General features: G+C 55.2%; 12 protein-coding genes. 2 read left to right on the plus strand and 10 right to left on the minus strand.

Annotated features, from left to right (window positions below; translation table 11 throughout):
• Positions 1–107: 107 nt before the first annotated feature.
• The gene (locus EQV24_RS05260) at positions 108–1406 is read left to right on the plus strand and encodes an MFS transporter (protein ID WP_130626276.1); all 1299 of its coding nucleotides are present in this window, start codon (positions 108–110) and stop codon (positions 1404–1406) included.
• Between the two features lies 1 nt (position 1407).
• On the plus strand, positions 1408–2199 hold the full coding sequence (locus tag EQV24_RS05265; RefSeq protein WP_013097763.1) for a substrate-binding domain-containing protein: 792 nt from the start codon (positions 1408–1410) through the stop codon (positions 2197–2199).
• Here the strand turns inward: EQV24_RS05265 and EQV24_RS05270 are convergent.
• The 10 genes from EQV24_RS05270 to flgL all read right to left on the minus strand — a co-directional run bounded on the left by EQV24_RS05270 (position 2171) and on the right by flgL (position 12238).
• Positions 2171–3073 carry a LysR family transcriptional regulator gene (locus EQV24_RS05270; protein ID WP_062934721.1) on the minus strand — a complete coding sequence of 301 codons (903 nt, stop codon included), beginning with the start codon at positions 3071–3073 and terminating at the stop codon, positions 2171–2173. The two genes, EQV24_RS05265 and EQV24_RS05270, sit on opposite strands and share 29 nt — an antisense overlap.
• Before the next feature lie 110 nt (positions 3074–3183).
• Positions 3184–3696, minus strand: coding sequence for a chemotaxis protein CheW (locus tag EQV24_RS05275; RefSeq protein ID WP_013097765.1), 513 nt, complete (start codon positions 3694–3696; stop codon positions 3184–3186).
• On the minus strand, positions 3693–5621 hold the full coding sequence (cheA, locus tag EQV24_RS05280) for a chemotaxis protein CheA (protein ID WP_130626277.1): 1929 nt from the start codon (positions 5619–5621) through the stop codon (positions 3693–3695). Before cheA ends, EQV24_RS05275 begins: the two co-directional genes overlap by 4 nt.
• Positions 5608–6513, minus strand: a complete 906-nt coding sequence (gene motB, locus EQV24_RS05285; RefSeq protein ID WP_013097767.1) for a flagellar motor protein MotB — start codon at positions 6511–6513, stop codon at positions 5608–5610. Before motB ends, cheA begins: the two co-directional genes overlap by 14 nt.
• A complete protein-coding gene (gene motA, locus EQV24_RS05290) occupies positions 6510–7406 on the minus strand; it encodes a flagellar motor stator protein MotA (protein WP_029882545.1) in 897 nt (298 codons plus the stop codon). Before motA ends, motB begins: the two co-directional genes overlap by 4 nt.
• A gap of 80 nt (positions 7407–7486) precedes the next feature.
• Entirely contained in the window at positions 7487–8062 is a 576-nt protein-coding gene (gene flhC / locus EQV24_RS05295; RefSeq protein WP_130626278.1) for a flagellar transcriptional regulator FlhC, read from the minus strand.
• A gap of 2 nt (positions 8063–8064) precedes the next feature.
• Positions 8065–8415, minus strand: a complete 351-nt coding sequence (gene flhD / locus EQV24_RS05300) for a flagellar transcriptional regulator FlhD (protein WP_013097770.1) — start codon at positions 8413–8415, stop codon at positions 8065–8067.
• Between the two features lie 350 nt (positions 8416–8765).
• Positions 8766–9491: an RNA polymerase sigma factor FliA gene (gene fliA / locus EQV24_RS05305; RefSeq protein ID WP_114518945.1), complete on the minus strand. Its 726-nt coding sequence runs from the start codon at positions 9489–9491 to the stop codon at positions 8766–8768.
• Between the two features lie 158 nt (positions 9492–9649).
• Positions 9650–11275 (minus strand): methyl-accepting chemotaxis protein, encoded by a 1626-nt coding sequence (locus tag EQV24_RS05310; protein ID WP_130626279.1) that lies wholly within the window; start codon positions 11273–11275, stop codon positions 9650–9652.
• Positions 11276–11326: 51 nt separating this feature from the next.
• Positions 11327–12238 carry a flagellar hook-associated protein FlgL gene (gene flgL, locus EQV24_RS05315; RefSeq protein WP_130626415.1) on the minus strand — a complete coding sequence of 304 codons (912 nt, stop codon included), beginning with the start codon at positions 12236–12238 and terminating at the stop codon, positions 11327–11329.
• Positions 12239–12246 lie beyond the last annotated feature (8 nt).

The following is a 12246-nucleotide window of genomic DNA, read 5'->3' on the forward strand; positions in this document are numbered from 1 at the left end:
TGCAGCACGCATCAGTCCATGCGTGATTTGCGCTTATTAATTTCCGTTTAATGCGCCAGTTTTCAGAAACAGACGGATAACACGTCAATAAAAAACTGGAGACGACCATGATTTCCTCAACCCCACCTGCAACCGTTCGCGCAAGAGCGGGCGCGATACTTCGCGTCACCTCGGGCAATTTCCTTGAGCAATTCGACTTCTTCCTGTTCGGGTTCTATGCCACCTACATCGCGCATACCTTCTTCCCGGCGAGCAGTGAGTTTGCCTCGCTGATGATGACCTTCGCCGTCTTTGGCGCAGGCTTCTTAATGCGCCCCATTGGCGCGATTGTCCTCGGGGCTTACATCGACAAGGTGGGTCGCCGTAAAGGGTTAATCACCACCCTGTCGATAATGGCGGCCGGTACCTTCCTGATTGTGCTGATCCCCTCTTATGAGAGCATGGGCCTGTGGGCGCCACTGCTGGTGCTGGCTGGACGCTTGCTGCAGGGCTTTTCCGCCGGGGCGGAGCTTGGCGGCGTGTCGGTCTACCTGGCTGAAATTGCCACGCCGGGTCGCAAAGGCTTCTTTACCAGCTGGCAGTCCGGCAGTCAGCAGGTGGCGATTATGGTGGCCGCCGCAATGGGCTTTGCGCTGAACGCGATGCTGGAAGAGAGCGCCATTCGTGAATGGGGCTGGCGGATCCCGTTCCTGTTCGGCTGTCTGATTGTGCCGTTTATCTTCTTCCTGCGCCGCAAGCTGGAAGAGACCGAAGAGTTTCGCACCCGCCGTCACACGCTGGCGATGCGTCAGGTCTTTACCACCCTGCTGGCGAACTGGCCGGTTGTGGTCGCGGGCATGCTGATGGTCGCCATGACCACCACCGCGTTCTACCTGATCACCGTCTATGCGCCTACCTTCGGCAAAAAAGTGTTAATGCTCAGCGCCTCCGACAGCCTGCTGGTGACGCTGCTGGTGGCCATCTCCAACTTTATCTGGCTGCCGGTGGGCGGAGCCCTGTCGGACCGCTTCGGCCGTAAACCGGTGCTGGTTGCCATGACGCTGCTGGCGCTGATCACCAGCTATCCGGCCCTGACGCTGCTGGCGCAGGCACCGAGCTTCTCCATGATGCTGAGCGTATTGCTGTGGCTCTCCTTCCTCTATGGCCTCTATAACGGCGCGATGATCCCGGCGCTGACGGAGATCATGCCGGTTGAAGTGCGTGTTGCCGGTTTCTCACTGGCGTATAGCCTTGCTACCGCGATCTTCGGCGGGTTTACACCGGTCATTTCAACGGCCCTGATTGAGTACACCGGCGATAAAGCCTCCCCGGGGTACTGGATGAGCTTCGCGGCGATATGCGCGTTGCTGGCAACGCTTTATCTCTACCGTCGCAGCGCGATGCGTCTGCAAGTACAGAGAGGATAATATGCGCATATTTGTACGTTCAGGCCTGACCGGGCTGGTAATACTGGCGACCAGCGCAGGTGCGCTGGCCCAGGAGGTGACGGTCATGATTTCAGGCGGTTTTAAGGCCGCGCTGGAAAAACTCGCCCCCCAGTATGAAGCCCGGACGGGCGACCATATCGTGCTGATCCCGGGGCCGTCGATGGGACAGACGCCGCAGGCGATCCCCAACCGACTGGCGCGCGGTGAAAAAGCAGACGTGGTGATTATGGTGGGTGATGCACTGGCGCACCTGGCGAATGACCGGATGGTCAAAGAAGGCTCGCGCGTTGAACTGGCGGATTCGCCCATCGGCGTGGTGGTGAAAGCCGGCTCGCCGGTACCGGATATCGCGACCGATAGCGCGCTCAAACAGACTCTGCTTAAGGCCACCACCATCGCCTATTCCGACAGCGCCAGCGGCCGGTATGTGCAAACAGAGCTCTTCAAAAAGCTGGGGATTGAAGCACAGGTAGAGGGCAAAGCGCATAAGGTGGAGCGCATACCGGTCGCCTCCGAGGTGGCAAAAGGGAAATACGCCGTGGGTTTCCAGCAGGTCAGCGAGCTGTTACCCGTGCCCGGCGTAACCTTTGTTGGCAAACTGCCGGATAACCTGCAGTACATCACCCGTTTTGCCGGCGCGGTCACCGCTCACGCGGAGCATCCTTCCGAAGGTAAAGCGCTGCTGGATTACCTCGCATCAGCAAACGCGCAGGAGACCATCACCGCCACCGGGATGATCCCCGTCACTCCGCCGCGCGATAACGCGCAGTAATGAGTGTTTCCAGCTCAGCGGCAATCCACGACTGAATACGCCCGCTGCGCCGGATCAGCCCGACAGTGCGTTTGACCTCGGGCTCGGTCAGCGGAATGTGCGTCAGGAAGGAGTGCTCAGAGTGCGGCATTGACATGGCGGGGACGGCAGCAATACCAATCCCCGCCTCCACCATTCCCAGCATCGTGGTGACGTGGCGCGTCTCGCAGATCCCCGGGCGCTCCGGCTTAATATGGCCGAGCATCTGATCGAGCAGATTCCGGTTCCCCGATGTAATGTCCAGGCTGATGTAATCCTGCTGATAAAACGTCTGCCAGGTCAGACTCTTGCGTCCCGCCAGCGGATGATCGCGACGACACGCGGCGACGTATACATCCTCCACCAGCGGAATAAAGGTGAGATCTGGCTGCAGGCTCCTCGCAAAACAGATGCCAAAATCCGCCTGCCCGCTGGCCACCGCGTCAATGACGTTGCCCGCGCTGCTGTCGATAAGCTTGATGCGCACACGCGGATAGCGGCGATGAAACTGGCGGATCACCTCCGGCATAAAATGGCAGGCCGCCGAAGGCACGGTGGCAACGGTAATTAGCCCGGTGCGCTCCTCGCTCACCTTGTCGATATCCGCCAGCATCGTTTCCACATTTTCCAGAAGCTGCCCGCAGCGGTCGGCAAAGGTCTGCCCGAAGAGCGTCAGCGTCACGCGCCGGGTGGTTCTGTCGAACAGTTTCGCGCCGACGGCGGTCTCCAGCTTTTCAATGCGGCGGCTTAAGGCGGACTGGGAGAGGCAGATAGATTCCGCGGCAATACGGAAGTTACCGTACTCCACCAGCGCTCGGAAGGCATAAAGATCGTTGAGGTCGAAATTGACGGGCATAGATTCTGGCAATCCTTAGCGCTTTCTGGAAACTCGAATATTCATAATAGCGACTTATGAATCAGCGGCAACCTCCACCGCTGATGCGTATCCAGAAAGCGCGATGCGCCTTAGTGGGAGTCGATATATGACTCGGTCACCGAATCCACCAGCGCCATCTCTTCACGGCTCAGCAGCATCTCAATATTCACCAGAATAATCATTCGACTGTCGAGCACGCCCAGCCCAAGCAGGTAGCGGCCAGAGAGCACCGAGGCCACGTCCGGGGTCGGCTTGATGTTATCCACATCTATCGACAGCACGTCCGCCACGCCGTCAACCACGATACCCACCACGCGATCGTTCAGATTGAGCACGATGACCACCGTTTTGTCGTCCTGTGACGGATCGGGCAGATCAAAGCGCACGCGCAGATCGACAATCGGCACAATCACGCCGCGCAGGTTGGTTACGCCGGTAATAAAGTTCGGCGCGTTCGGAATGCGCGTGAGGCGATCGCAGCCACGGATCTCCTGCACTTTAAGGATATCAATGCCGTACTCTTCGTCGCCCAGGCGGAATACGAGGTACTCCTGGGCGATGGCGTCGGTTGCGGCGGGTTTACTGGCGGTTGCTACAGTCATGCATTTACCCCCTCCCTCTGGGGTTGTGGAGCGTTGAGCGTTGAAAGCTCAACCACATCAAGGATCAGCGCCACGCTGCCATCCCCTAGGATGGTCGCTGCGGAGACGCCAGGCACTTTGCGATAGTTATGTTCGAGGTTCTTCACCACCACCTGCTGCTGGCCGATAAGCTGATCGACCCACAGCGCATAGCGGCAGCCCGCGCTTTGCACAATAACCACAATGCCGTCATCGGCAGGCGCTTCGCCCGCCACCGAGAGGCGCTGGCGCAGCAGCACCAGCGGCAGATATTCGCCGCGCACCTGCAGCAGACGCTCTTCGCCGACAAAGCGGCACAGCATGTCGTCGGTCGGCCGCAGCGACTCCATCACCGCGCCCAGCGGCAGGACGTAAATCTCGTCCCCCACCTTCACCAGCATGCCGTCGAGGATCGCCAGCGTCAGCGGCAGAATAATGCGTATGGTGGTCCCGGCCCCCGGCGTCGAGAGCACGTCCACGTGGCCGCCCATCGCCAGGATGTTGCGTCGCACCACGTCCATGCCGACGCCACGCCCGGAGACATCCGTCACGCTTTCGGCAGTAGAGAAACCGGCGGCGAAGATCAGCATCCACACGTCGTCATCACTCATGGTGTCGCTGATGGTCATCTCCTGCGAGCGGGCTTTGGCGAGAATTTTCTCCCGGTTCAGCCCCGCCCCGTCGTCGCTGACCTCAATCACAATATTGCCACCGTGGTGTTCGGCTGAAAGCGTCAGGTTCCCGGTCACCGGTTTACCTTTTGCGGCGCGCACCTCTTTCTCTTCAATGCCATGGTCGAGGCTGTTACGCACCAGGTGGGTAAGAGGGTCGATAATGCGCTCAATCAGGCTCTTATCCAGCTCGGCGGAACCGCCTTTCAGGGTCAGTTCGACCTCTTTATTCAGGCGAGCGCCAAGGTCGTGCACCAGCCGCGGGAAGCGGCTAAAGACGTAGTCCATCGGCATCATACGGATAGACATCACCGACTCCTGCAGCTCGCGGGTGTTGCGCTCCATCTGCGCCACGCAGCCGGAAAGCAGATCGTAGCTGGCCGGATCGAGGGTTTTCGACAGCTGGGAGAGCATTGCCTGGGTGATAATCAGCTCCCCGACCTGGTTGATGATCTGGTCGACTTTACTCACCGCCACGCGAATGCTGCCCGACTCCTGACTGGCTGCGCGCGGTGCAGGAGGCGCTTTTTTGATAACGGTTTGAGGTAGCGCAGCAGGCGTTGGTACCGGCGGAGTGGCTTCTGCAGAACGTATCTCAATCTGCTTGCTGTCGAGCACAAAACAGAGCACGGCGGTGATATTCTCCGCCGAGGCAGTGGTCTGTAGCGTGACCGTCATGCTGTCTGACGTCGCCTCAACGTCTGTCACCTCGCCCATGTTGGTCAGCTCGTCGCGCAGCGTCGTCTGTTCGCGCGCCCCGACGTCACGCAGGGTCACCACCAGTGTGGTTTCCGTTTCCTGCATCGTACTGGCCGACGCTGGCGCGGGTTCGGCTGGCATCACAGGCTGCTGGCCGTCAAGGGCAATCTCCCTCAGGGCTTCACAGATATAGCGATAACGTGCTTCATCAGGCTCCTGCGAAGACTGATAGGCTTCCAGCTGCGCTTGCATAATGTCCTTACATTCCAGAAAAAGGTTGATGATTGAGCGACTGAGCGTTCTCTCCCCTGCCCGCGCCTGGTCAAGGAGGTTCTCCAGCAGGTGGGTCGTCTCCTGTAATGCGGTAAAGCCAAAGGTGGCCGCGCCCCCTTTCAGCGAGTGCGCCGCACGAAAGATGGCATTCAGCTGCTCCGGGTCCGGCGCCTCGATGTCAAGCTGCAGCAAAAGCTGCTCCATCTCAGTCAGCAGCTCTTCCGCCTCGGTAAAGAAAATCTGCGAAAAATCATTCATGTCCATCGGTATAGCCCTGCACATTTTGCAGATTGATATCGCTCAGCACGCTATCTGCACGCTGGGCCTGCGTATCTTCCAGACGGATCTCCTGCTCTTTCGAGCGGCTGAGCACCAGGATGCTGATGCGGCGGTTCACCGCACTGTCCGGGGATGTGTTCTCCAGCGGCATTCGGCTGGCGGTGCCAATCACGCGTAAGAAGCGTTCATCGTTAAGGCCGCCCCGGACCAACACCCGGCGGGCGGCATTTGCGCGCCCGGCGGATAGCTCCCAGTTGCTGTATCCGCCGTCGCCACCGGCATACGGCAGCGAATCGGTGTGCCCCGTCAGGCTCAACGCGTTTGGCAACTCCTGCAGCAGCGGCACCAGCGCCTGCAGAATGCCGTTCATGTAGGATTCCGGCAGTTCGCTGCCGACGCGGAACATCGGGCGGTCCTGCGAGTCGGTGATCTGGATCAGCAGACCGTCGTTGGTGAGGTTGAGCAGAATGTTGGATTTAAAGTTATTCAGCCGCGGATCGGTTTCGATCATCTTCTGCAGCTTCTCTTTCGCCTGCTTCAGGCTTTCGAAGCGCTTGTGCTTATCGATACTGGCAATTTGTCCTTTAAACACCTCACCCTGCCGCTTGAGAATGTCATCCCCTCCGCCGGGAATGACGCTGTCGCTCAGGCTGGTTTTATCGCCGTTGGCCATCGAGGGCTTCAGCGGCATACGGAAGTAATCGGCAATGAGCTCCCTTTCCATGTCCGTGGACTGCGACAGCAGCCACATCACCAGAAAGAACGCCATCATCGCGGTCATAAAATCGGCATAGGCAATCTTCCATGTCCCACCGTGGTGGGCATGTTTCTTTTTCTTACGCTTACGTGAAATGATGACAGGCGTGACGTTCTTCATGCGGCGCCGTCCGAGGTTTTGGTTTTCAGCGTGGCGTTAGATTTGACTTCACGCACGTGCTCTTCCAGCTCTTCAAACGATGGACGTTCGCTGGTAAAGATGGTTTTACGACCAAACTCAACCGCAATCTGCGGGGCATAACCATTCAGGCTGGAGAGCAGCGTCACCTTAATGCACTGCAAAATTTTGACCTGGTCAGAACTCTTCTGGCGCAGCAATGTCGCCAGCGGCAAGACAAAACCATAAGCGATAAGGATCCCGAGGAAGGTGCCCACCAGTGCATGGCCAATCAGCATACCCAGCTCCGCCGCCGGACGATCCGCCGACCCCAGCGCGTTAACCACCCCCATCACCGCCGCTACAATACCGAACGCCGGAAACGCATCGCCTACCGTGTTCAGGCTGTGGGCGGGCACTTCCAGCTCTTCTTCACAGGTTTCTATCTCCTCGTCCATCAGGGCTTCGATTTCATGGGAATTCATGCTGCCGCCAATCATCAGACGGAAGTAGTCGAGGATAAAATTGGCGAGCATCGGGTCGCTCATCAGGCGGGGATAGGCGCTAAAAATATCGCTGTTCTGCGGGTCTTCAATGTCCTTTTCCAGCGACATCAGCCCGTGAACGCGGCTCTGGGAGAGCAGCAGAAACATCAGCGCCATCAAATCCATATACACCGCTTTGTTGTAGCGCTTACCGACAAAGATTTTAACCAGCGCCTTCCCCGTCGACTTCAGGGATTTAATATTGTTGCCGACAATAAACGCCCCAACCCCGGCACCGCCGATAATCAACAGCTCCAGCGGCTGAAACAGCGCCATCAGGTTACCGCCGGACAAAAGAAAACCACCAAAAACGGTCAATATGACAACAAGATAGCCAACAATAACTAACACACTCTCTCCTTTTACTTTTTTGACCGATGCCGGTCCTCCCGGCATCAGGTAAACGCCATCTTGCGCACAGCCGTCCGGAGTTACGCCGTCATGATTTCCGGCGCGGCAAACGTGCCCAGAAGCCCGGTATTGCTCACCTGGGATTTTTTAAGCGCGCGCGACGGCGGGCTGCACAAGCTGCAGGTAAATGGGTTTTTAATAAATTCGGTGGTGACGATAAAACCACCGCCATACACGCTGCAGGCTTTACGCGAAATAATGCCGCAGTCGATAAAACGTAATAGTGTCCAGGCTCGGGTCAGACCCAGCACCGGCTTCTCATCAGAACAGGTACTGCACTGTTCCAGATAAAGACGATAGGTCTTCATCAGCATTTCAATGGAGCGGCCCTGCTCGGTCTTTTTCAAATAGAGGTAAATGTTGTAGAACATGGAAGAGTGAATATTCTGCTCCCACGACATAAACCAGTCTTCGGAAAAGGGCAGCATCCCTTTTGGCGGCGGACAGCCGCGCAACTCTTTATATAAACGAAGCAGGCGACGGCGGCTGAGTGATGTTTCCGATTCCAGCACCTGCATTCTCGCCCCGAGAGAAATTAACCCCATGGCGATATTTACTTCGTCAATTTCCTGCAGCAGACTCTTTTCACCACACATGATTATGCCTCCTCCGCGGTAATGGCATCTTCTTCGCTTAAGGCATTAAGAAGATTGGTCGACAAAATAATGCCGGTGTGAATTTGCTGCAGCGCTTCAATACGCGAATCCTTGGTCAGATTTTCAATCACAACTTCATCGTCAACCCGCAGACGACAGATAAGCTGATTAGTGGTGGCCAGCTTCATTAATTGTGGCAGCGAAAGTTCTTTCAGGTTATCAATTGTGCCTTCAGACAATCCAAGGCGAAAACCCGCCGCAAATTTATCCTGACGGATCAGCTGCTGCGCCAGCAGAAGATAGGACAGGTTAATATCGTGAATATTTTGCAGATACTCGTCAAAATTGGACACAGGCGAAAACTCCCAATGTTATTCAGCCAAAAGCTGGCATGTCAGTTAAGATAGATAACGTTTCCGAACTGATGCAGAGAGTCTTTTGGTATTGATATTCACCAAGGTAAGTCATTCTTCCTCAGTAAATGAGTCAATGCCAAAGGAGGCTGCATCTCAAAACTGGCAAAATCATAAACACTAAGTATTTTCCGAACAAGCGACAGAAATTTCCTCAAATCCACAAATTGATGTTAACTCGTTGATTTTATAAGTTAATAAAGCATTATTAAACATTATTAAACCTTGATTTTAATGATTAACCCTGTTCCTTACTCCGAATTAACAGCCGCAATGTTAATAGCCTGTAATTATTTCGATGATGATTCCATCCGACTTCTTAACCGCTTAACAGCCAGGCTGTGTAACTGACTTACGCGCGTTTCCGTAATACCCAGGATTAGCCCGATCTCTTTCATATTCAAATCCTGCAGATAATAGAGCTGCAACAGCACCTGCTCTCTTTCGGGTATGACCTGAATATGTTCTGTGATCCGTTCCATCAAATTCTGCCTGACCGCATCGTTCAATGGATTAAGCTGTTCATTTTCCTCATCACTGGTTTCCCAGCTGTCGGCATAATTCTCCTGCAACTCGTCAACCGAGTACATCTGGCTGGCGTTATTATCTGCCAGCATCTGCTGAAATTCCTGCAACGAGACGCCCATGCGTTCGGCGATTTCAGCTTCCGTAGCTTCACCCCCTTTTTCCTGCTCGATTTGTTGAATAAGCGCGACAATTTCCCGAGTATGAGTTCGAACCCGACGCGGAACCCAGTCACTTTCTCTCAGCTCATCTAATAATGCCCATTTCACCCGCTGGGTGATCCACGCCGTAAGCGTTACCCCTTTTTTCGGGTCAAAACTCTCGACTGCACTTAAAAAACCTATCGAGCCCGCCTGAATTAAATCATCCAGCTCGACGCTGGCAGGAAGTCGCTTATGTAAACGCAATGCTTCCTGCCGCACCAGATAGTGATATTTAGACCAGACTACCGATTTATTTTCCAGCCCTTCGGCCGTGTAAATACCATCCACGATTGCATTCCACCTGCTATTCTCTTTAAGAATTATCCGGTGAAATAGCGCATTCAAATAGTGCGATAAGCCTTTATAAAAATGCGCATTCTGATACTTCGTTTGTATTAACAGGCTATTTTATAAAATAGCGTGATTAACGGCGGTATTTAATAAGATTAAAAGGTTTCCCACTGGGCCAGGTCGGGCTCTTTTTGACGCTGCGGTTTATTCGCTTCTACAGGCACCTTCGCCATCGCGCTCTCATGGTTCAACCTGAATTGCGCTACCAGTTTCTCCAGCGCATCGGACTGCGCTTCAAGTTCGCCCGCCGCCATTGCCGCCTCTTCCACCATCGCCGCATTCTGCTGGGTCACCAGATCCATTTCGTTGACTGCCTGGGAAATCTGGTTGATACCCGCGCTCTGCTCGTCAGACGCCGAGGTGATTTCGCCCATGATCTGCGTTACCTGTGCAACAGAGGTCACAATCTCCTGCATCACCGTGCTGGCCTGCCCCACCTGACGTGAACCGATATCGATATTGTTCACGCTGGTATTGATCAGCTGGTTGATCTCTTTGGCCGCATCGGCGCTGCGTTTTGCCAGGTTACGCACCTCTTCTGCCACTACCGCAAAACCACGCCCCTGCTCACCTGCTCGTGCCGCTTCCACCGCCGCGTTCAGGGCCAGAATGTTGGTCTGGTTGGCAATGCTGTCGATCACGCCGTTGATATCGGCAATCTGGCGCGAGCTGGTGGTGATCTGCGCCATGATCTGCTCCAGGCTCTGCATCACTTCCCCGCCGTTATGGGCATTGTGGCTGGCGCTTTCCGCCAGCTCACGCGCCGCGTGGGCGTTGTCGGCGTTCTGACGTACGGTGGTTTTGATCTGTTCCATGCTGGCCGCCGTCTCCTGCAGCGCCGCCGCCTGCTCTTCCGTACGGGAAGAGAGATCGTTATTGCCGTGGGCAATCTCCTGGGCGTTGGTGTGAATACGCTGCACGCTGTCACGGATGCCGAGGATCGTACTGGTCAGGGAAGTACGCATGGTCTCCAGCTCGGTCAACATGTGGCCAATTTCATTCTGGCTGCCAGCGTCAATGGGCTGACTCAGATCGCCCGCCGCCACGCGACGCAGCATTTCAACCGTGGTCTCCATACGACGCACCAGGGTATGACGCAACCAGTAACGTACGGCAAGCAGCAACCCGACGGCCAGAATGAGTACGACAATCCCCACGCCCAGCATAATCCGGTAGCCGCGCTCGGAAGCATGAATATAGCTTTCGCTTATGCGGGCGCTGGCATCGGTATACTGATCGACCTTATTACGCAGCGCGGTGCGCAGCTCCATATCATTTTCCAGCGACCCGGTATATCCAGCCGGATTTCGCAGGTAACCCAGCTTAACGTTGGCGACTTTATACACCTCGTTAAACGCCGCGTTCACTTCAGCCGCCAGACGGCTCTCTTCTTCGGTATTAAACGGTGAGGCCATAAACGCATCCATATTACGACGCGCAATTTTCACCACATTCACCGTGTGTTTAGCGACATTCTCAGAGACCGGGTTACCCAACGCCGCCTGCAGCATCAGGCCGTTGGTATTGGCCATTACCGCGCTGATGTTATAGGCCGCATCACGCATCTGATCGTTATTTTCAGAGGCGACAACAATACGTTTAAAATTCTTGTTATTAGAGACAGCGTCATAAACAGAATAGGCGGTTACGCCGAACAGCATCACCGCAAACAGGCCAATAATCAGGCTGATTGCGCTATAAATTTTGAGTTTCGTTAACATAGATTTTCACCGGCCGCAGACGGCCGGTGCCTGTGGGAGTCAATTAAACGGTCAACTGGAGGACATATTAAAGAGGTTCATCGACTGCATTTTTTTGTAGACGAACATCGACGCATTAAAGGCCAGCTCTGACATCTGTGATTCAGACACCAGCGTCACCAGCTTGCTGGTATCAGAACCGATGGCGTTCTGCACTTTCACAATGGTGTCGTTGATCAGCACGTTCCCGGATAGATCCAGGGCATCAATCTGTTGCAGGTTAGTACCAATTTCGGCCTGGGCTTTGCCCAGACGGTTGATACCGTCATCCACAGCCAGGCTTGCAGCGCTGAGAGCGGCTTCGAGGTTCGTGTCGTAATCAGCTCCGTCAGGGTCAGCGGTCAGCGCGGCAACGGCGTCATTCAGTACCATGAAAATGTCACCGAAGACGTCCTTACCCAGATGACTGATCTGCATTTCAGTTCCGTCAGCCACGGTTTGCCTGCGGGCTTCGTCTCCACCACGGTAATTACCCACTTCATCAAACGCGGGGGTATCGGTCTTAAAACCAGAGAAAATATAGTTTCCGCTGGCGTCGCGGTTATTCGCTAAGTCGAGAAGATTGGCACGGATGCCTTTGATCTCCTCTCCCAACGCCTTACGATCCTCCGCTGAGTAGGTATCGCTTTTCGCCGCGACAATTTTTTCTTTCAGCGTCGTGGTTAATAAATTCCCCACCCCATTCAGAATATTGTCCTGATGCTCCAGCGCACCGCGCGCCAGGGAACGCACGTTGTTGTACATCTCCAGCCTGGCCAGCACGTCCTGCTGCTTCACCGCATCTGTTGCAGCCGCCGGATCGTCCGACGCTTTCAGCAGCGTTTTGCCTGCCGACATGCGTAAATAAACATCATTGCTTTGACTCATGCGTTTCGTCATGGCCTCTGCGCTAGTTTTATACATATAAAGCGTACTTAATCGCATCATCGGTT

This window comes from Enterobacter sp. A8, assembly GCF_004296595.1.
Taxonomy (GTDB): domain Bacteria; phylum Pseudomonadota; class Gammaproteobacteria; order Enterobacterales; family Enterobacteriaceae; genus Enterobacter; species Enterobacter cloacae.

Excerpts from the sequence above, each read along its gene's own strand:
- EQV24_RS05260 (WP_130626276.1), top strand. The coding sequence starts at position 108 with ATGATTTCCTCAACCCCACCTGCAACCGTTCGCGCAAGAGCGGGCGCG.
- EQV24_RS05265 (WP_013097763.1), top strand. The coding sequence starts at position 1,408 with ATGCGCATATTTGTACGTTCAGGCCTGACCGGGCTGGTAATACTGGCG.
- EQV24_RS05270 (WP_062934721.1), bottom strand. The coding sequence starts at position 3,073 with ATGCCCGTCAATTTCGACCTCAACGATCTTTATGCCTTCCGAGCGCTG.
- EQV24_RS05275 (WP_013097765.1), bottom strand. The coding sequence starts at position 3,696 with ATGACTGTAGCAACCGCCAGTAAACCCGCCGCAACCGACGCCATCGCC.
- cheA (WP_130626277.1), bottom strand. The coding sequence starts at position 5,621 with ATGGACATGAATGATTTTTCGCAGATTTTCTTTACCGAGGCGGAAGAG.
- motB (WP_013097767.1), bottom strand. The coding sequence starts at position 6,513 with ATGAAGAACGTCACGCCTGTCATCATTTCACGTAAGCGTAAGAAAAAG.
- flhC (WP_130626278.1), bottom strand. The coding sequence starts at position 8,062 with ATGTGTGGTGAAAAGAGTCTGCTGCAGGAAATTGACGAAGTAAATATC.
- EQV24_RS05310 (WP_130626279.1), bottom strand. The coding sequence starts at position 11,275 with ATGTTAACGAAACTCAAAATTTATAGCGCAATCAGCCTGATTATTGGC.
- flgL (WP_130626415.1), bottom strand. The coding sequence starts at position 12,238 with ATGCGATTAAGTACGCTTTATATGTATAAAACTAGCGCAGAGGCCATG.